The sequence below is a fragment of the Streptomyces sp. TS71-3 genome (assembly GCF_018327685.1).
In the GTDB taxonomy this organism is placed as follows: domain Bacteria; phylum Actinomycetota; class Actinomycetes; order Streptomycetales; family Streptomycetaceae; genus Streptomyces.
The window spans coordinates 4,431,727-4,450,819 of record NZ_BNEL01000001.1 but is presented as its reverse complement, the minus strand read 5'-3'; the positions used below and the strand labels follow the sequence as shown (position 1 = coordinate 4,450,819).

The window sequence follows — 19,093 nt, the reverse complement described above, 5'->3', positions numbered from 1 at the left end:
ACCGCGCAACCTGTGGTCAGGGGCTGGCATCACGGAGCGTAGGCTCCTGGGGAGCCGGGCCCGCCACCGGACGGGCCGGCTGCCGTCCGGTCCGGTCGGCCCACCGGCCGGCCGAGGAACTCAACGGAAGCGAGAACTCACCACCGTGACTGATCTCACTCTCAGTACCGCCGCCGCGGCCGGCCTGCGCGCCGACGCGATCGTGGTAGGCGTCGCCAAGGGCACAGCCTCCAAGTCCGGGACCCTGGTCCTCGCGCCCGGCGCGGAAGCCGTCGACGAGGCCTTCGACGGCAAGCTCGTCGCCGTCCTGGAGACCTTGGGCGCGTCCGGAGCTGAGGGCGAGGTGACCAAGCTGCCGGCACCGGAGGGCTTCCGTACGCCCGTGGTGCTCGCGGTCGGCCTCGGCCCGGCCCCGGAGCGCGACGGCGGCTACGCGACCGAGGCCCTGCGGCACGCGGCCGGCTGCGCGGCACGCGCGCTGGCCGGCGCCAAGAAGGCCGGCGTCGCGCTTCCCCTCGCCGACGCCGCCGCGGTCGGGGCGGTCGCCGAGGGCACGCTCCTGGGCGCCTACAGCTTCGACACGTACAAGGCGGCCGGCCGCGGCGGCTCGGGTGGCCGCGGCGGCAAGAACGGCAAGAACGCCAAGCCGCCGCTCGCCGAGGCCACCCTGCTCGGCGGCAAGCCGCGCGACAAGGACCACAAGGCCGCCCTCGAACGCGCCGCCGCTGTCTGCGAGGAGCTGAACCGCGCCCGCGACCTCATCAACACCCCGCCGAACGACCTCGACCCCGAGACGTTCGCGACCCTGGCCAGTGCCGCCGCCAAGGAGCACGGCATCAAGGTGCAGGTGCTCGACGAGAAGGCGCTGGTCAAGGGCGGCTACGGCGGCATCCTCGGGGTGGGCGCCGGCTCGGCGTCGCCGCCCCGCCTGGTGAAGCTCACCTACACGCACCCGGGGGCCAGGAAGTCGCTGGCGTTCATCGGCAAGGGCATCACCTACGACTCGGGCGGCATCTCCCTGAAGCCCCCGGGGCACAACGAGACGATGAAGTGCGACATGAGCGGCGCCGCCGCCGTGTTCGCCGCCGTCGTCGCCGCGGCCCGGCTCGGCCTGAAGGTGAACGTCACCAGCTGGCTCGCGCTCGCCGAGAACATGCCCTCGGGCTCGGCCGTGCGCCCCGGCGACGTGCTGCGGATGTACTCGGGCACCACGGTGGAGGTGCTGAACACCGACGCGGAGGGCCGCCTCGTGCTGGCCGACGCCATCGCCAAGGCGTCCGAGGACAAACCCGACGTGATCGTCGACGTGGCCACGCTCACCGGCGCGATGATGGTGGCGCTCGGCAACCGCCTCTTCGGGATCATGTCCAACGACGAGGCGTTCCGCACCGCCGTCCACGAGATCGCCGAGGGGGCGGGCGAGCCGTCCTGGCCGATGCCGCTGCCGGAGCACCTGCTCAAGGGCATGGAGTCGCCGACGGCCGACATCGCCAACATGGGCGAGCGGCAGGGCGGCGGCCTGGTCGCCGGCCTGTTCCTGCGCGAGTTCGTCGGCGACGACATCACGTGGGCGCACCTCGACATCGCCGGGCCGGCCTTCAACGAGCAGGGCCCCTTCGGCTACACCCCCAAGGGCGGCACCGGCACCGCGGTCCGCACCCTGGTCCGCCTCGCCGAGGCGGCCGCCGAGGGCAAGGTGCTCTGACCCCGGGGCGCCCCGGAGGGGCGCGGGGACCCGCACGCACGCGTCACCACGGCGCGTGCGGTCCCCCACCCCTTCGGCCGGCCGTCCCGGCCGGCCACCCGGAGCCCGGCACCGCCGGGCTCCGCACCGCCGAGCCCCGCACGACACGCGCACGGAGAATCACCGAGCGGAGCCCGGACAGGCCCGCGCCCGCCCCGCACCCGCCCCGGAGCGGGGCCGAGCCGCCGGCCGAGCCCGGCTTGGAACATGTTCCGCCCCAGTCACGTTCATACGCAGGCGTAATCCCTGATTACGGCGTATCTCCCCGGCCCCGCGTCCCGCCGCCCGTCAAGAGGTGCAAAGATGGGTTTCCGGCAGGACAGGGCCCCCACCACAGGGCCGGAGAACGAGCGGCCGAACACCAGCCGACCGGCCGGCGTCCCGCAGAGTCCGGGACCCCGTCGCACGGCACATATGCATGGAGGACGTGACGTGGCGAACGACGCCAGCACCGTTTTCGACCTAGTGATCCTCGGCGGTGGCAGCGGCGGGTACGCCGCGGCGCTGCGCGGGGCGCAGCTTGGTCTGGACGTCGCCCTGATCGAGAAGGGCAAGGTCGGCGGCACCTGCCTGCACCGCGGCTGCATCCCCACCAAGGCTCTGCTGCACGCCGGTGAGATCGCGGACCAGGCCCGGGAGTCCGAGCAGTTCGGAGTCAGGGCCACGTTCGAGGGCATCGACATGGCCGCCGTACACAAGTACAAGGACGACGTGGTCTCGGGGCTCTACAAGGGCCTGCAGGGTCTGATCGCCTCGCGCAAGGTCACCTACATCGAGGGCGAGGGCCGCCTCTCCTCGCCGACGTCCGTGGACGTCGGCGACCGGCGCGTCCAGGGCCGCCACGTCCTGCTCGCGACCGGCTCCGTGCCGAAGACGCTGCCGGGCCTGGAGATCGACGGCGACCGCATCATCTCCTCGGACCACGCGCTCGTCCTGGACCGCGTCCCGAAGTCGGCGATCATCCTGGGCGGCGGCGTGATCGGCGTCGAGTTCGCGTCCGCGTGGAAGTCGTTCGGCACGGACGTCACCGTCGTCGAGGGCCTGAAGCACCTCGTCCCCGTCGAGGACGAGAACAGCTCGAAGCTGCTGGAGCGCGCCTTCCGCAAGCGCGGGATCAAGTTCAACCTCGGCACGTTCTTCGAGAAGGCGGAGTACACGCAGGACGGCGTGCGGGTCACGCTGGCCGACGGCAAGACCTTCGAGGCCGAGGTGCTGCTGGTCGCCATCGGCCGCGGCCCGGTCTCCCAGGGCCTCGGGTACGAGGAAGCGGGCGTCGCCATGGACCGCGGCTTCGTCCTCGTCGACGAGTACATGCAGACGAACGTCCCGACCATCTCCGCCGTGGGCGACCTGGCCCCCACCCTCCAGCTCGCCCACGTCGGCTTCGCCGAGGGCATCCTGGTCGCGGAGCGCCTCGCGGGCCTGAAGACGGTGCCGGTCGACTACGACGGCGTGCCGCGGGTCACGTACTGCCAGCCGGAAGTCGCCTCGGTGGGCATCACCGAGGAGCGGGCGAAGGAGATCTACGGCGCGGACAAGGTCGTCGCGCTCAAGTACAACCTCGCGGGCAACGGCCGGAGCAAGATCCTGAAGACGGCCGGCGAGATCAAGCTCGTGCAGGTCAAGGACGGTGCCGTGGTCGGCCTCCACATGGTCGGCGAGCGGATCGGCGAGCAGGTCGGCGAGGCCCAGCTGATCTACAACTGGGAGGCCCTGCCCTCCGAGGTCGCCCAGCTCATCCACGCCCACCCGACGCAAAGCGAGGCGCTCGGCGAAGCCCACCTGGCACTGGCGGGCAAGCCGCTGCACTCCCATGACTGACCTGGCCGACTGCTGTCGGCCCGGCTCGCCCGCCCGGCCCCTGCCGGCCGGGCGGGCCTTGCTGTGCCGGCCGGCGCACCGTCCCCCACGGCCGCGAGGGCGTGGGCGGGGGCACCTCCCACGCCCGTTCAGGGCAGTGGGGGACTACCGACACTGGGCGCGACGCCCTCAGACTTCCGCACTTTTCGTAAGGAGCAACTGAAACCATGGCGGTTTCCGTAACCCTTCCGGCGCTCGGGGAGAGCGTCACCGAGGGCACTGTCACCCGCTGGCTGAAGGCCGAGGGCGAGTCCGTCGAGGCCGACGAGCCACTGCTCGAGGTCTCCACCGACAAGGTCGACACCGAGATCCCCTCGCCCGCCTCGGGCGTGCTGTCCGCCATCAAGGTCGCCGAGGACGAGACCGTCGAGGTCGGCGCGGAGCTGGCGGTCATCGACGACGGCTCCGGCGCGCCCGCGCAGCCCGCCGCCCAGGAGCAGCCGGCCCCGGCCCCGGAGCCCGAGCCGGCCCCCGCCGCGCAGCCGCAGCCCGAGCCCGCCCCGCAGCCCGCCGCGGCCCCCTCCACCGAGGCCGCGCAGCCCGCTCCCGCGCCGACCGCCGAGGCCGCCGCTGGCGGGGGCTCCGCCGAGGGCACCGACGTGGTGCTGCCCGCGCTGGGCGAGAGCGTCACCGAGGGCACCGTGACCCGCTGGCTCAAGGCGGTCGGCGACTCCGTCGAGGCCGACGAGCCGCTGCTGGAGGTCTCCACCGACAAGGTCGACACGGAGATCCCGTCGCCCACGGGCGGCGTGCTGCTGGAGATCGTCGTCGGCGAGGACGAGACCGCCGAGGTGGGTGCCAGGCTCGCGGTGATCGGTGCCCCGGGCGCCGCACCGGCCGCGGCACCCGCCCCGCAGGAGCCCGCGCCCGCCGCCCAGCCCGCCCCGGCGGCCGAGGCCCCGGCCGCGCCCGCCCCGGCGGCTCCGGCTCCGCAGGCTCCCCCGGCCCCCGCCCCCGCCCCGCAGCCGGCCGCGCCCGCGCAGCCCGCTCCGCAGGCGCCGGCCGCCCAGCCGGCTCCGGCGCCCGCCGCGGCGGCTCCGACGAGCCCGGCCGCGGTCTCGGGTGACGAGGGCGCGTACGTCACCCCGCTGGTGCGCAAGCTCGCCACGGAGAACGGCGTCGACCTGTCCACCGTGAAGGGCACCGGCGTCGGTGGCCGGATCCGCAAGCAGGACGTCCAGGCCGCCGCCGAGGCGAAGAAGGCCGCGGCCCAGGCCCCCGCGCCGGCCCCCCAGGCCGCCGCCCCCGCTGCTCCTTCGAAGGCCCCGTCCCTGGAGCCGTCGCCGCTGCGCGGCCAGACGGTCAAGATGACCCGGATGCGCAAGGTCATCGGCGACAACATGATGAAGGCCCTGCACGACCAGGCGCAGCTGTCCTCGGTCGTCGAGGTGGACGTCACCAAGCTGATGCGGCTGCGCGAGCGGGCCAAGGAGTCCTTCGCGGCCCGCGAGGGCGTGAAGCTGTCCCCGATGCCGTTCTACGTGAAGGCGGCGGCCCAGGCGCTGAAGGCGCACCCGGTCGTCAACGCCCGGATCAACGCCGCCGAGGGCACCATCACGTACTTCGACACGGAGAACATCGGCATCGCCGTGGACTCCGAGCGCGGGCTGATGACGCCGGTCATCAAGAACGCGGGCGACCTGAACCTCGCCGGCATCTCCAAGAAGACCGCGGAGCTGGCCGGGGCCGTGCGCTCCAGCAAGATCACCCCGGACGAGCTGGCGGGCGCGACGTTCACCATCTCCAACACCGGTTCGCGCGGCGCCCTGTTCGACACGATCATCGTGCCGCCGAACCAGGCCGCCATCCTCGGCATCGGGGCGACGGTCAAGCGGCCGGCCGTCATCGAGACCGCCGAGGGCACGGTGATCGGCGTGCGCGACATGACCTACCTGGTGCTCTCCTACGACCACAGGCTGGTGGACGGCGCCGACGCCGCCCGCTACCTGACCACGGTCAAGGCGATCCTGGAGGCCGGGGAGTTCGAGGTCGAGCTCGGTCTGTGATCTTCCACCGATGTCCTGACGCAGCCGTGTAAGGCTCGTCTCACATGAACCAGGCGCCCCCGTCCGGAGCACTCCGGACGGGGGCGCGGCCGTATTGTCTTCAGGTACCCCCCCTGGGTCGAGGCCCGAAGGAGCTTTCATGACCACGCCGGTCGTCCACTCGCTGCGCGAGCAGATCCGCGAGCACATCGTGGAAGGGATCGTGAGCGGCCGCTGGCAGCCCGGTGAGCGGATCGTGGAGCGGCGGATCGCGACCGAGCTGGAGGTCAGCCAGACCCCCGTCCGGGAGGCTCTGCGCGAGCTGGAGTCGCTGCGGCTGATCGAGTCGGCGCCCAACAAGGGGGTGCGGGTACGGAATCTGACGGCGGCGGACCTGGAGGAGAGCTACCCGGTCCGGGCGGGCCTGGAGCAGATCGCGGCGGAGCTGGCCGCGGACCGGCTGGCGCTGGACTGCTCCGCCCTGGAGCCGCACGTGGCCGCGCTCTACGAGGCCGACCGCGGGTCCGACGGCACCGCGCAGGTGCGGCACACGGTGGCCTTCCACCGCGAGCTGGTGCGCGCCGCCAGGAACGGCGTGCTGCTGCACACCTGGGAGGGGCTCGGCATCGAGGTCTTCACGGCCCTGTCGATCCGCTGGCTGGGCACGGTCCAGCAGTCGTACGCGGAGGAGCACGAGGATCTCGTCGACGCCTTCCGCAGGCGTGACCCGCGCATCGGCGAGCTGGTCAAGGTCCACGTCCTGGGCTGCGCACCGCGCGCCTGACGGCGCGATTCGGTACCGGGCCGCCCCGGCCCGCCTAGGTCGTGTCCGGCGGATCTTCGTGGATCAGCCTGCGGCGTCTGGTGCCGTGCATCGCAAGGCGGAGGATCATCCTCGTACTGGGCGTACCCGGATGACTCCGACAACGCGGCGAGGTGCGGTGCTGGGGGCACTCCCCCACTGCCCTGAACGGGCGTGGGAGGTACCCCCACCCACGCCCTTCAGGCAGTGGGGGAGTCGCGGGCCCACGAAGATCCGCCGGACACGACCCAGGGGCGCGGGGAACTGCGCGACCAGCCACGACGACACCGTCAGGTCGTCACCGTCCCCAGGGGGCTGGTTCTGTCGTGTCCGGACCACCGGCGGGTGGGTGGTTGCTCGCGCACTCCCCGTGCCCCTGGGTACGCCGGGGCGGCCGGGGCGACAACAGCACCCCGTCAGGGGCGCGAGGCTGTGGCGATGTACGGCTCCGCCGCTTGGGCGCGAGCAACCACCACTCACCGGTGGACCGGGGGCGGGCCGGGCCGGCCCGAAGGCAATTGCACCGGGCACCCGGGTGCACGCGGTCCGTACACGTGCCGTTCACCACGCTCGGCCTTGGAAACAAAGGCACCGGGTGCACATGGCCGAGGCACGCTGTGCCTAGTTTTCCGTTTCCCGCAAGTTTTGCCTGGAATCCTTTGATCGATCATCGATCAGGGCCTTAGAGTCTCCCTGGGCTTCCACCAGAGCCTCACGCCCTGTCCTGCCAAAGATCAAGGGCAACCCTAACCTCATCGACGAGGACCCCCTTCGACTGGAAGGCGGCGACATGACCGACCCCACCCTCTCCCCGTCCCGACTCCGCACGGCCGGGGCGATCCCCCCGCAGCCGAGCGAGCTGGACCAGCTCCCCGACCGGGACCCGGAGGAGACGGCCGAGTGGCAGGCGTCCCTCGACGCCGTCACCGAGGCGGCCGGCCCGCACCGCGCCGCCTACCTGATGCGCCGCACGCTGGAGCGCGCCGAGGGAGCCGGTCTGGCGCTGCCGAAGCTGCTGGAGACCGACTACGTCAACACCATCCCCACCGCCGACGAGCCCGCCGTGGACGGCGACGAGGCGATGGAGGCCAGGATCACCGCCTGGAACCGCTGGAACGCCGCGGCGATGGTCACCCGCGGTTCGAAGCACGGCGTCGGCGGGCACATCGCCACCTTCGCCTCCGCCGCGTGGCTCTACGAGATCGGCTTCAACCACTTCTTCCACGGCAAGGAGGGCAACGGGACGGTAGGCGGCTCGGGCGACCAGCTCTACGTACAGGGCCACGCCTCCCCCGGCATCTACGCCCGCGCCTTCCTCGACGGCCGGCTGACCGAGGAGAACCTGGACAACTTCCGCCGCGAGGCCGCGGGCAAGGGCGTGCCGTCCTACCCGCACCCGCGCCGGCTGCCCTGGCTGTGGGAGTTCCCCACCGTCTCCATGGGCCTCGGCCCGCTCTCCGCGATCTACCAGGCCCGGTTCAACCGCTACCTGACCGCACGCGGCATCAAGGACGCGTCGCAGTCGCACGTGTGGGCGTTCCTGGGTGACGGCGAGATGGACGAGCCGGAGTCGACGGCCGCGCTCGCGCTGGCCGCCCGCGAGGGCCTGGACAACCTGACCTTCGTCATCAACTGCAACCTCCAGCGCCTGGACGGCCCGGTCCGCGCCAACTTCAAGATCGTGCAGGAGCTGGAGGCCCAGTTCCGCGGCGCCGGCTGGAACGTCGTCAAGTCGCTGTGGGGCACCGCCTGGGACGAGCTGCTGCAGCTGGACACCACGGGCGCGCTGGTCCGCAGGCTGCGCGAGGTGCCGGACGCCCAGGTCCAGACGTACCAGACCCGTGACGCGAGCTACATCCGCGAGAGCTTCTTCGGCTCCGACCCGGCGCTCGTCGAGATGGCGAAGCTGCTGTCGGACGACAAGATCCTGGAGTGCTTCCACCTCTCCCGCGGCGGCCACGAGCCCCGCAAGGTGTACGCGGCGTACAAGGCGGCCCTGGCGCACAAGGGCACCCCGACCGTCATACTCGTGCAGACCGTCAAGGGCTTCACGCTGGGCCAGGGCTTCGCGTCGAAGAACGCGAACCACCAGATGAAGAAGCTCACGGTCGACGAGTTCAAGACCATGCGGGACCTGCTCGACCTGCCCATCTCGGACAGCGCCTTCGACGAGGGCCAGGTGCCCTATGCCCACCCGGGCGCCGACTCCCCCGAGGTGCGCTACCTCCAGGAGCGCCGTGCCGCGCTCGGCGGCCCCGCCCCGGCGCGCCGGGTGCACCCCGTCGCCCCGCTGCCCGCGCCGGCCGAGAAGGCGTTCGCCGCGTTCGACAAGGGCTCGGGCTCCCAGCCGGTGGCCACCACCATGGCGTTCGTACGCCTGGTGAAGGACCTGATCCGGGACAAGGAGTCGGGCAGGCGCTGGGTGCCGATCGTGCCGGACGAGGCCCGCACCTTCGGCATGGAGTCGCTCTTCCCGTCCCTCGGCATCTACTCCCCCAAGGGGCAGACGTACGAGCCGGTCGACCGCGACCAGCTCATGTACTACCGCGAGTCGGAGACGGGCCAGATCCTCAACGAGGGCATCACCGAGGCCGGCTCGATGGCGGACTTCATCGCCGCGTCGACCTCGTACGCCACGCACGGCGAGGTGATGATCCCGTTCTACATCTTCTACTCGATGTTCGGCTGGCAGCGCACCGGCGACCAGATGTGGCAGCTCGGCGACCAGCTCGGCCGGGGCTTCCTGGTCGGCGCCACCGCGGGCCGCACCACGCTCACCGGCGAGGGCCTCCAGCACGCGGACGGCCAGTCGCCGCTGATCGCCGCGACGAACCCGGCGGCGCTCGCGTACGACCCGGCGTTCGCCTACGAGACGGCGGCCATCGTCAAGGAAGGGCTCGCGCGGATGTACGGCGAGCTCTCCGAGAGCGTCACGGGCCAGAGTGAGGACGACCGGAACGTCTTCTACTACCTCACCGTCTACAACGAGCCGATGCCGCAGCCCGCGAAGCCGGACGGCGTCGACGAGGGCATCGTCAGGGGCCTCTACCGCTTCAACACCGCGGAGTCGGCGGGCCTGACACCTCCGGCGGGCGCCCCCCGCATCCAGCTCCTCGCGTCGGGGACCGCGATCCACTGGGTGCTCGCGGCGCAGAAGGTGCTGGCCGAGGAGTGGGGCGTGGCCGCCGACGTGTGGTCCGCGACCTCGTGGAGCGAGCTGCGCCGTGACGCCATGGCCGCGGACGACGCGATCCTGCGCGGCGAGGAGCAGGTGCCGTTCGTGCGGCAGGCGCTGGCGGGCGCGGAGGGCCCGGTGCTGGCCGTCAGCGACTACATGCGGCAGGTACCGGACCAGATCGCGCAGTGGGTCGAGCAGGACTACACGTCCCTGGGCGCGGACGGCTTCGGCATCTCCGACACCCGGGACGCGGCCCGCCGCTACTTCGGCATCGACGCGGAGTCCGTGGTCGTGGCCGCGCTGGCCCAGCTCGCCCGCCGCGGCGAGGTGCCGGCCACGGCGGTCAAGGAGGCCCGGGAGAGGTACCTGGCCTGACCGACCCGGCTCGTCCGGCAGTTCCGTGCCCCCCGCGCCCACCCGTCCTTCCCGGCGGGTGGGCGCGGTCGTGTTTCCGGAGGGTGGGGGGTGCGGTGCGAGGGGGCCGGGCCTGGCCCGGCCCGGAAGTCCACTCCGGCCTCGTTCCCCGATTTACGGTACTCAGCGTACGTACCACATCCGTCGTCCACCTCTCCCAGCGCAAATTTAGGGTACGTTGAGTACCGTATAACTTAAGGAGAGGGGACCCATCATGCGCGCCTTCGGCATCACCTACGACACCGGCTTCAGCTCCGCGGGAACCACCAGCCGAGAACCCTTCGCCCCCGCGACCGTCCAGCATGAGATGCGCATCATCCGCGACGAGTTGCACTGCGACGCCGTCCGCGTCACCGGCGGCGGGCGCGAGCGGCTGGAGACGGCCGCACGGCACGCGGCGGACGCCGGGCTGGAGGTCTGGTACTCGCCGTTCACCAACGGTCTCACCCAGGCCGGACTCCTCGACTTCCTCACCGACGCGGCCGACCGCGCCGAACGGCTGCGTCGCGCAGGCGCCGAGGTCGTCTTCCTCACCGGCTCGGAGATCTCCCTCTTCACCACCGGCTTCCTCCCCGGCGGCACCCCTGAGGAGCGCACCGCCCTCTTCTTGGACCCGCCGCGGCTGCGGGCCGCGCTTCCCGGCCTCCCCGCCCGGGTCAACGCCTTCCTCGGCCAGGCGGTGGCCGCGGTGCGGGCCCGGTTCGGCGGGCGGATCGGGTACGCCTCGCTTCCGATCGAGGGCGTCGACTGGGCGCCGTTCGACATCGTGGCCACCGACGGCGGCTACCGCGACGCGCAGAACGCCGACCGGCTGGCCGACGGCCTGCGCGCCCTGACCGGTCACGGCAAACCGGCCGCCGTCACGGAGTTCGGATGCACCACCTACCGGGGGGCCGGCGACGTGGCGGGCCGGGGCGATGCGGTCATCGCCTGGGACGACCGCGCCCGTCCGGCACGGTTCACCACCGCCGTCGCCCGCGACGAGGGGGAGCAGGCCGGCTACCTGCGCGACCTCCTCGGCGCCTTCGAACGCTCCGGCGTCGACGCCGCCTTCGTCAACACCTTCGCCCGCTACGACCTGCCGCACTCGGACACCGACGACGACCGCGACTTCGACAAGGCGTCCTTCGGCATCGTCAAGGTCCTCGACGGCGGCCGCACCGGCTCCGCGTACCCGGGCCTCCCGTGGGAGCCCAAGGCCGCCTTCCACGCACTCGCGGAGTACGGCCGCGGCCGGGCCGAAGGGACGAGTGCCCGGCCGGGCCTCAGCCGCCCCACTGCGTGAGGGGAACCGGAGGCGGGGCTATCGGGGCCCGCCCCGGGCCGGGAGACCGTCTGTGCCGGGCTCCCGGCCCGGCTCGCCCGTGTCCCTCTCGCCCATGTCCGTCTCGCTCGTGTCCATCTCGCCCATGTCCGTCTCGCCCCTATCCGGGGCGCTCGTGTCCGAGGCGTGCGCCTCGGGGGCGTGCGGGTGGGCCAGGTAGGCGTTCAGCTCCGCCGCCGCGGCGAGCATGGCGAGGCCGCGCCGGGTGAGGCGGGCGCGCCAGTCGCCGAGTGCGGCCTCCAGCGGGCCGACGCCGCCGGCCGCCCGTACCTGGTCGAGCAGCGGCATGATCTGCTCCAGCAGGTACCCGCCGCGCCTCAGCTGCCGGACCAGTCGGGCGTCGCGGACGTCCGCGGGCCCGTACACCCGGTAGCCGGTCCTCGGGTCCCTCCGGGGCCCGACCAGGCCGGCGCGCTCCCACGTGCGCAGGGTCGCGGGCCGGACCTCCAGCAGCCGGGCGAGGTCCCCGACGAACATCGCCTCGGGCCGTGCGGGCGCCGGGGCCCGGGTGGCGGGCGGCAGGGGTGATCGGCCGGAGAACGGCGCCGAGGGCCCCTTGGCGGGCGGCCCGGGTGCCCGGCCCGGTTCCAGGTCCCGCAGGGCCCGTTCGACCGACGCCAGCGTCCGCCGGTCCTCCCGGAGCTGGGCGTGGCCGTCGTCGATCAGCGCCAGGGCGTCCTCGGTGGCCCCGCGGTGCACGGCCCGCAGGATCGCCGCGGCGCCCTGGTGGCCGTGGGCCGGCACGAGGGCGGTGAAGACCCGCAGCGCCATGGCGTGCCGTGGGGTGTAGACCCGGTACCCGTGCTCCGTGCGCTCCGCAGGCGGAAGAATGCCCTCCGCCTCGTAGTTCCGCACCGCCTGCGTGGACAGGCCGTGCTCGCGGGCCAGGTCGACCGGCCGCAGCCGCACACGGCTCACATGGTCTCCCGTGGTCGAGTCGGTCGGGGCTCCCGCTCTGTTCGAGTCCTCCGGTGTGCGGCCTGCACGCCTGCCCCCGGGTACACGCACGGCACGCGCCTGGGCCGTTCCCAGACCTTACACAGCAGATCGATGGGGCCGCGGCCCCTCGTCGCGGAGGCGAGAATGGCCCCATGCGTGCCGCCCGCCTCATCAGAATGGTGCTCCTCCTGCAATCCCGGCCCGCGATGACCGCCGCCGAACTCGCGGAGGAACTGGACGTCTCCGAGCGCACCGTCACCCGTGACGCCCAGGCGCTCTCCGAGGCGGGCATCCCGGTGTACGCGGACCGCGGGCGCGCCGGTGGGTACCGTCTCGTCGGCGGCTACCGCACCCGGCTGACGGGTCTGGCCCGCGGGGAGGCCGAGGCGCTGTTCCTGTCAGGGGTGCCCGGCGCGCTGCGCGACATGGGCCTTGAGGACGCGGCGTCGGCGGCCCGCCTGAAGGTCTCCGCGGCGCTGCTCCCGTCGCTGCAGGGCGCCTCCCGTACCGCCGCACAGCGCTTCCACCTGGACGCCCCGGGGTGGTTCCGCGAGCCTGAGACGCCCCGCCTGCTGCCCGCCGTGGCGGACGCCGTCTGGGCCGACCGGCGCATCACCGCCCGCTACCGCCGGCGCGCCGACGGCCCCGGCGGTGACCGGGAGGTCAGCCGGACCCTGGAGCCGTACGGCCTCGTCCTCAAGGCCGGTGTCTGGTACCTGTGCGCCCGCGCGCTGCCCGACCAGGCCCCGGAATCCGACGCCGGCCCCACCCCGGACACCGGATCACCCGGCGCGTTCCGCGTGTACCGCATCGACCGCTTCAGCGAGGTCACCCCGGCCCCGCAGCCGGCCTTGGAGGACGGCCGATTCGTGCGCGACGAGGCGTTCGACCTGCCGGGGTTCTGGGCCGGGCAGGCAGCCGGCTTCGCCCGTGCCATCCTGCGCGCGACGGTGGTGGTGCGGCTGACGGCCGAGGGCGTCCGGCTCCTGCCGCACGCCGCCGATCCGGTGGCCGCCCGCGAGGCCCTGGCCCACGCCCCGGACCCCGACACGCAGGAACGGGTGACCGTCACCCTGCCCGTGGAGTCGGAGGACGTCGCGTACGCGCAACTCCTGGCCCTCGGCCCGGAGGCAGAGGTACTCACCCCCACCCCGCTCCGCGCCCGCCTGTCAGAAGCAGCCGAACGCACAGCAGCCCAGTACCGCACCCCACCCGCACAACACCACTAACAGCAACGCCCCCCCGGAAAAGGGCCGCGGAAACGGCGCAAACCCACGACGCCCCCGCTCACACACCCCGGGCCACCCCCACCAAGAAGGGGCGCGGGGAACTGCGCGAAAACCCGCGGCGAACCCGCACACACACTCCTGGCCCGACCAAGGCCAAGCCCGAAAAAGGGGCGCGGGGAACTGCGCAAGAACCACGGCGAACCCGCACACACACTCCCGGCCACCCGGCCGGGGCGAAGCCCCAATAGAAAGGGGCGCGGGGAACTGCGCGAAAACCCACGGGGACCCGCACACACACCAACGGCCACCCCGGCCGGGGTTACCGATACTCCTCCGCGGAACGATCCACCCCACCCACCGCCACCTCCGCGATATACGCCTCCGCATCCGGTCGCGAACCGTCCGCATCGGTGAAGCCGTACTCCTTGGCGAGGCCGCCACTGGAGAGCGAGGTGCCGTTGAAGCGGGCCCGGTCCGGATCGGAGGCCAGGGCCACCAGGGCGCGCGCGACGAAGAGCGGCGACTCGGAGATCGCGAAGTGCGGCTCCTTGGCGATGCCGTCCCGCCAGTTCTCCTCGGTCACGCCGAAGTGGTCGAGCATCTGCTCGGAGCGGAGGAAGCCGGGGGTGAGCGAGACGGCCGTCCCGCCGACCTCCGCCAGTTCCGCCCCGAGCGCGAGGGCCATGCGGATCGGCGCGGTCTTGGTGAGGTCGTAGAAGAAGGAGCCGCGGTAGGCGCGGTTGGACTCGGCCGTGCCGTCGGTGACCTCGACGAGCAGGCCGCCCGGCCGCCTCACCAGGAGCGGCAGCGCGAGGCGGCTGGTGATGATGTGCGCGCGGACGCCGAGGTCGAGCATCCGCAGTCCCTGGTCGAGGTCGGCCTCCCACAGCTTGCTGTCGAAGTCGATGAGGTGCTCGCCGCCCCACAGGTCGTTGACGAGGATGTCCAGGCGCCCCTGCTCCCGCTCGATGCGGTCCACCACGGCACGGACCCGCTCCGGGTCGAGGTGGTCGGCCGGCACCGCGATCCCCGTCCCGGACCCGACCGCCGCGGCCTGCCCCGGGGCCTGCGGGCCGCCGGACGCACGCCCGGCTGCGCTGACCAGTTCCGCGGTCTCCTCGATCGTCTCGGTGGCGCGGCCGACCTCGCTGACCTGCTGCCGTGTGGTGCGTCCTGTGACGTAGACGGTGGCGCCGGCGCGCCCGAGCTCGACGGCCATGGCACGGCCCGCGCCCCGAGTGGCACCCGCGACCAGGGCGATACGGCCGGCGAGCGGCTGTGTGTTCTCCATACGCCGAGCGTGACAGCCAAATCGGACACCTTCTGTCTCCCTTTCTCTCCGTTTCTCTCCGTCCCTTCGCGGCTTTCCGGCACTCCGGCTCTCGCCCTCGGTCCCCCGGCGGCCGTCCGCGCGCCACGTGCGGGTGACATTCCGGCCCCCGGCATGACGAAACAGGGTGCATCCGTGCTACTCCGCGTGCATGCGCCACTCCCAGGGCCGATGCTTGTCCCGTGATGGACGAGACGGAGTTCTGGGAGATCGTCGACAGCACCCGCGAGGCCGCCGAGGGCGACCCCGACGACCACGCCGAGCTGCTCATCGAGCGGCTGGTGCAGCACGACCCCGAGTCCGTCCTGGACTTCGCCCGGCACTTCGAGGCCCGCTACAGCCGCGCCTACCGCTGGGACCTGTGGGGCGCCGCGTGGGTGCTGCTCGGCGGGGCGAGCGACGACGCGTTCGACTACTTCCGCTGCTGGCTGATCGGCCAGGGCAGGGAGGTCTACGAGGCGGGCGTGCACGAACCCGACAGGCTCGCGGAGCTGCTCGACGACTTCGACGAGGAGGTCGACGGCGACGGCGAGGAGCTGGGGTACGCCGCCGACGAGGCCTACGAGCAGCTCACCGGCACCGTCGCACCCGAACTGGGCCTGCCGCCCGGTCCGGAGGAGCCAGAGGGGGCACCGATCGACTTCGAGGACGAGCTGGCGCTCGCCCAGCGCTACCCGAGGCTGTGGGACAGGTTCGGCACCTGACACCCAGGGGCGGCCCAGGCGGCACGGCCGAGGAACCCGGGCGGGCCGGAGAAGCGGCCGTCCGCCGGTACCCGACCGCGGCGGGCCCGGCCCCGCCGGTGCTCAGAGCCGCCGGCCCATCAGCACGTCGTCGACGTACTCGCCGTTCAGGTAGAACTCCTCCGGTTGCACGCCCTCGACGACGAAACCCGCCGATTCGTAGAGCGCGCGCGCCGGGGCGTTGTGGCCGAGGACCCGCAGGGTGATGCGCCGCGCACCCTGGCGGCGCGCCTCCTCCACCGCCGCGTCCACCAGCGCCCTGCCCACTCCCCTGCCCCGCGCGTCGGGCGACACGGTGAGCCCGCGGATCTGGCGGACGTGGGCGTTGGAAGCCAGGGGCGTGGGGAAGCCGAGCCTGATGTAGCCCGCGACCCGGCCGTCCAGCTCGGCGACGAGGTGGTTCCGGGGCGGGTGGCTCTCGTCGAAGAAGGGGCGGTAGGGCGGTTCGTCACGGGGCTGGACCGCGTGCAGCGTGGACCAGGTGTCCCGGTCCAGGCGGCTGAGGACCGGGTCGTCCGCCACCCGGGCGAAGCGTATGGAGGGGCCGGACAGGTGCGCCATGCGCGCAACTGTACGGCGCCGCCGCGCGGAGGCGGTCCGGATGGGGAGGATGGGGAGATGGACGGAACTCGGATCGCGGTGGCCGGTGCGTCCGGCCTGATCGGCAGCGCGCTGGTCCGCTCGCTCGGCTCGGACGGGCACGAGGTGGTGCGGCTGGTGCGCAGGGCTCCACGCGGGCCCGACGAGGTGCGCTGGGACCCGGAGCGCCAGGAGATCGACGCGGCGGGTCTGACGGGCTGCACGGCCGTCGTGAACCTGGCCGGCGTGGGCATCGGCGACAGCCGCTGGACGGAGGCCCACAAGAAGGCGATGCGCGACAGCCGCGTGCTGGGGACGGCCACGCTCGCGGAGGCCATGGCATCGCTGGAGGAGCCGCCGAAGGTGTTCGTGAACGGCAGCGCGGTCGGCTTCTACGGCGACACCGGCGCGCGGGCCGTGGACGAGGGCGCCCCGCCGGGGGACGGCTTCCTGGCCTCGCTCTGCGTGGCGTGGGAGGAGGCCGCGGCGCCGGCGCAGGAAGCGGGCGTGCGGACCGTGTTCTCGCGTACCGGCCTGGTGGTCTCCGGCAGGGGTGGAGCGTGGGCGCGGATGTTCCCGCTGTTCAAGGCGGGTCTCGGCGGGCGGCTGGGCGACGGGCGGCAGTACTGGAGCTGTATCTCGCTGCACGACGAGGTGGCCGCCCTGCGGCACCTCATCGACACCGAGGAGCTCTCGGGACCGGTCAACGTGACGGGGCCCGAACCGCGTACCAACCGCGAGGTGACCGCCGCCATGGGCCGCGTGCTGCACCGGCCGACACTCTTCACGGTGCCCGCGCCGGCCCTCCGCATCGCCCTCGGCGAGCTGGCCGGCGACACCCTCGCGAGCCAGCGGGTGCTGCCGGCCAAGCTGCTGGAGTCCGGCTTCTCCTTCGCCTTCCCCGACATCGAGGACATGGTCCGCGCGGCGGCGGGCTGAGCGGGCACGGCGTAGGCCCCGCCCCCCGGGGGCACGGCGTAGGCCCCCGCCCCCCGGCGAGGGCGTGCGCCCCGGGGACCCGGCAGCGGGCCCCACATGGCCCCGCACCCCCTCCGCATGACTGCTTCCGTCGGTATGCGACCGCCGTGCGACCGTGCCCGGTTGATGCGCGACTCCCACCTGACCGATTGGCGCCTACTCTCGACGCAAACTCGGGTCATCCGTACGCCTGTTGGGGCATCACGCCTTCAGCAGCCGCGCAACCTCGGGGAGGCCACGTGCTTGAGCCTGAGCGCCATGCGGACGTCGTCATCATCGGAGCCTCGGTCGCGGGGCTGTCGGCGGCCCTCCAACTAGCCAGGGCGGGGGTGCAGACCGTCGTCCTCGAGGCGCGCGAGCATCCCGGGGGCCGGATGTCGACCGAGAAGGTGGACGGCTTCCGGCTGGACCGGACCGGCCGGCTGATGCTCGCCTCGATCCAGGAGCTCCGCCAGAATCCGGGTCTGGAGGGGCTGGTGCTGCGGCCGTTCGTACCGGGTGCCATGGTGCACAGCGACGGCCGGCTGCACCGGACGGGAGAACCCCTGAGCGCGAGAGGGCACCTCCCGGGCTCCAGACATCGGGGGAGCACGATGGGCGCACGAACCAGCGCGCGCGCCCACCGGCAGGCGGGGTTCGGCGGCCCGCTGGAGCAGGCGAGGCTCGCTGCCGCGCTGGCCCGGCTCGCCGCGGCCCCGGCGCACCGGCTGCTGGCGCGTCCGGAGCGTCCGGCGGGGCAGGCGCTGGTCGCCCGGGGGCTGCCGGGCCGCGTGGTCGACGGGGTGCTCCGGCCGCTGCTCGCGGCGCTGCTGTGCGATCCGGAGCTGACGACGTCCAGCCGGTGCGCGGACCTGGCGCTGGCGGCCTTCGCCCGCGGCCGGCTGAGTCTCACGGAGGGCGGCGCCGACGCCCTGCCGGACCGGCTGGCGGCGGCGCTTCCGGCCGGCACCGTGCGTACCGGCGTGCGGGTCACGGCCGTGTCGACGACGTCGGTGACCACCGAGGAGCACGGTGAGATCGGCTGCCGTGCTGTGCTGCTGGCCACCGGCGCTCGCTCGGCGGCGGAGCTGCTGCCCGGCCTGCGGGTGCCGGCGTCGCATCCGGTGACGGTGTTGCACCACGCCGCCCCGGAGCCGCCGTTCTCCGGGCCCGCGCTGGTGCTGGACGCCGACCGCGCGGGGCCGGTCGCGCACACGGCGGTGGCCAGCGAGGTCGACCCGTCCCGGGCGCCGGCGGGACGCGCGCTGGTCTCCACGACGGTGCTCGGCACCCCGCCGGCCGACCTGGACCGGCAGGTGCGCCGGCAGCTCGGCACGCTCTACGGCACCTCCACGGCACGGTGGGAGCTGCTGGGCGTCCACCACGATCCGGAGGCCGTACCCGCGATGCCGCCCCCGCACGACATGCACCGGCCGGTGCGGCTGCTGGCCGGCCTGTACGTGTGCGGGGAGCACCGGGACACGTCCACGGTGCAGGGCGCCCTGTACTCGGGCCGCCGCGCGGCCCGCGCCTTGCTCGCCGACTTCGGCCCGTCGGACGACCAGACGGAGGACCTCCTACCGGCAGTCGCCTGACTCCCCGAACACCTGCCCCCGACCAACACCGACCCCCCCGCCCTGGCCGTGTCCGGCGGGCCTTCGCGGATCAGCCCGCGGCGCCTGCTGCTGGGGGCACCTCCCACGTCCTCCAGGCAGTGGAGGAGTCGCGGGCCCACGAAGGCCCCCGGACACGACCCAGTGAAGCCACGCGCCAAGGGGCGCGGGGAACTGCGCAAAACAGCCACGCACCCGCAGCCACCCCCGCCCCAAACCACAACCCACCCCTCAGGGGCGCGGGGAACTGCGCAAAAACCACAACCACCCCGCACACCCCCACCACCCCAACCCACAACCACCCCCCCAGGGGCGCGGGGAACTGCGCAAAAACCACAACCACCCCGCACACCCCCACCACCCCAACCCACAACCACCCCCCAGGGGCGCGGGGAA

Annotated in this window: 13 protein-coding genes; 10 read left to right on the top strand and 3 right to left on the bottom strand. The window is 73.3% G+C overall.

Going from position 1 to position 19,093, the window contains the following annotated elements:
* Window positions 1-145: 145 nt before the first annotated feature.
* From Sm713_RS17965 to Sm713_RS17940, 6 genes are all read left to right on the top strand, one after another.
* Window positions 146-1,705, top strand: a complete 1,560-nt coding sequence (locus Sm713_RS17965) for a leucyl aminopeptidase (RefSeq protein WP_212910611.1) — start codon at window positions 146-148, stop codon at window positions 1,703-1,705.
* 471 nt (window positions 1,706-2,176) lie between these two features.
* A complete protein-coding gene (gene lpdA / locus Sm713_RS17960; RefSeq protein WP_212910610.1) occupies window positions 2,177-3,565 on the top strand; it encodes a dihydrolipoyl dehydrogenase in 1,389 nt (462 codons plus the stop codon).
* A 206-nt stretch (window positions 3,566-3,771) separates the two neighbouring features.
* Window positions 3,772-5,610, top strand: a complete 1,839-nt coding sequence (gene sucB / locus Sm713_RS17955; RefSeq protein ID WP_212910609.1) for a 2-oxoglutarate dehydrogenase, E2 component, dihydrolipoamide succinyltransferase — start codon at window positions 3,772-3,774, stop codon at window positions 5,608-5,610.
* A gap of 139 nt (window positions 5,611-5,749) precedes the next feature.
* Entirely contained in the window at window positions 5,750-6,373 is a 624-nt protein-coding gene (locus tag Sm713_RS17950) for a GntR family transcriptional regulator (protein WP_212910608.1), read from the top strand.
* Window positions 6,374-7,181: 808 nt separating this feature from the next.
* The gene (gene aceE, locus Sm713_RS17945) at window positions 7,182-9,944 is read left to right on the top strand and encodes a pyruvate dehydrogenase (acetyl-transferring), homodimeric type (protein ID WP_212910607.1); all 2,763 of its coding nucleotides are present in this window, start codon (window positions 7,182-7,184) and stop codon (window positions 9,942-9,944) included.
* A gap of 253 nt (window positions 9,945-10,197) precedes the next feature.
* Window positions 10,198-11,268: a hypothetical protein gene (locus Sm713_RS17940; protein WP_212910606.1), complete on the top strand. Its 1,071-nt coding sequence runs from the start codon at window positions 10,198-10,200 to the stop codon at window positions 11,266-11,268.
* Between the two features lie 18 nt (window positions 11,269-11,286).
* Here Sm713_RS17940 and Sm713_RS17935 read toward each other — a convergent pair whose 3' ends face one another.
* Complete coding sequence (locus Sm713_RS17935; RefSeq protein WP_212912085.1) at window positions 11,287-12,216, bottom strand: TioE family transcriptional regulator; 930 nt, start codon at window positions 12,214-12,216, stop codon at window positions 11,287-11,289.
* A gap of 182 nt (window positions 12,217-12,398) precedes the next feature.
* Here Sm713_RS17935 and Sm713_RS17930 point away from each other — a divergent pair, with 182 nt between their 5' ends.
* Window positions 12,399-13,475, top strand: coding sequence for a YafY family protein (locus Sm713_RS17930; RefSeq protein ID WP_212910605.1), 1,077 nt, complete (start codon window positions 12,399-12,401; stop codon window positions 13,473-13,475).
* A 319-nt stretch (window positions 13,476-13,794) separates the two neighbouring features.
* Here Sm713_RS17930 and Sm713_RS17925 read toward each other — a convergent pair whose 3' ends face one another.
* Entirely contained in the window at window positions 13,795-14,766 is a 972-nt protein-coding gene (locus tag Sm713_RS17925) for an SDR family oxidoreductase (RefSeq protein WP_212910604.1), read from the bottom strand.
* 224 nt (window positions 14,767-14,990) lie between these two features.
* On the opposite strand from Sm713_RS17925, the gene Sm713_RS17920 reads away from it, so the two are divergent.
* Window positions 14,991-15,509 carry a DUF4240 domain-containing protein gene (locus tag Sm713_RS17920; protein ID WP_212912084.1) on the top strand — a complete coding sequence of 173 codons (519 nt, stop codon included), beginning with the start codon at window positions 14,991-14,993 and terminating at the stop codon, window positions 15,507-15,509.
* 102 nt (window positions 15,510-15,611) lie between these two features.
* Here the strand turns inward: Sm713_RS17920 and Sm713_RS17915 are convergent, their stop codons facing one another.
* A complete protein-coding gene (locus Sm713_RS17915; RefSeq protein WP_212910603.1) occupies window positions 15,612-16,109 on the bottom strand; it encodes a GNAT family N-acetyltransferase in 498 nt (165 codons plus the stop codon).
* 57 nt (window positions 16,110-16,166) lie between these two features.
* On the opposite strand from Sm713_RS17915, the gene Sm713_RS17910 reads away from it, so the two are divergent.
* Together Sm713_RS17910 and Sm713_RS17905 are read left to right on the top strand one after the other, a co-directional pair.
* Window positions 16,167-17,066, top strand: a complete 900-nt coding sequence (locus tag Sm713_RS17910; RefSeq protein WP_212910602.1) for a TIGR01777 family oxidoreductase — start codon at window positions 16,167-16,169, stop codon at window positions 17,064-17,066.
* Between the two features lie 278 nt (window positions 17,067-17,344).
* A complete protein-coding gene (locus tag Sm713_RS17905) occupies window positions 17,345-18,679 on the top strand; it encodes an NAD(P)/FAD-dependent oxidoreductase (RefSeq protein WP_212910601.1) in 1,335 nt (444 codons plus the stop codon).
* The last annotated feature ends 414 nt before the right edge of the window (window positions 18,680-19,093 follow it).

What these genes read in the sequence shown, in the direction of transcription:
- sucB (WP_212910609.1), top strand. Translation starts at nt 3,772, where the DNA reads ATGGCGGTTTCCGTAACCCTTCCGGCGCTCGGGGAGAGCGTCACCGAG.
- Sm713_RS17940 (WP_212910606.1), top strand. Translation starts at nt 10,198, where the DNA reads ATGCGCGCCTTCGGCATCACCTACGACACCGGCTTCAGCTCCGCGGGA.
- Sm713_RS17920 (WP_212912084.1), top strand. Translation starts at nt 14,991, where the DNA reads ATGGACGAGACGGAGTTCTGGGAGATCGTCGACAGCACCCGCGAGGCC.
- Sm713_RS17950 (WP_212910608.1), top strand. Translation starts at nt 5,750, where the DNA reads ATGACCACGCCGGTCGTCCACTCGCTGCGCGAGCAGATCCGCGAGCAC.
- Sm713_RS17925 (WP_212910604.1), bottom strand. Translation starts at nt 14,766, where the DNA reads ATGGAGAACACACAGCCGCTCGCCGGCCGTATCGCCCTGGTCGCGGGT.
- Sm713_RS17910 (WP_212910602.1), top strand. Translation starts at nt 16,167, where the DNA reads ATGGACGGAACTCGGATCGCGGTGGCCGGTGCGTCCGGCCTGATCGGC.
- Sm713_RS17915 (WP_212910603.1), bottom strand. Translation starts at nt 16,109, where the DNA reads ATGGCGCACCTGTCCGGCCCCTCCATACGCTTCGCCCGGGTGGCGGAC.
- Sm713_RS17930 (WP_212910605.1), top strand. Translation starts at nt 12,399, where the DNA reads ATGCGTGCCGCCCGCCTCATCAGAATGGTGCTCCTCCTGCAATCCCGG.
- aceE (WP_212910607.1), top strand. Translation starts at nt 7,182, where the DNA reads ATGACCGACCCCACCCTCTCCCCGTCCCGACTCCGCACGGCCGGGGCG.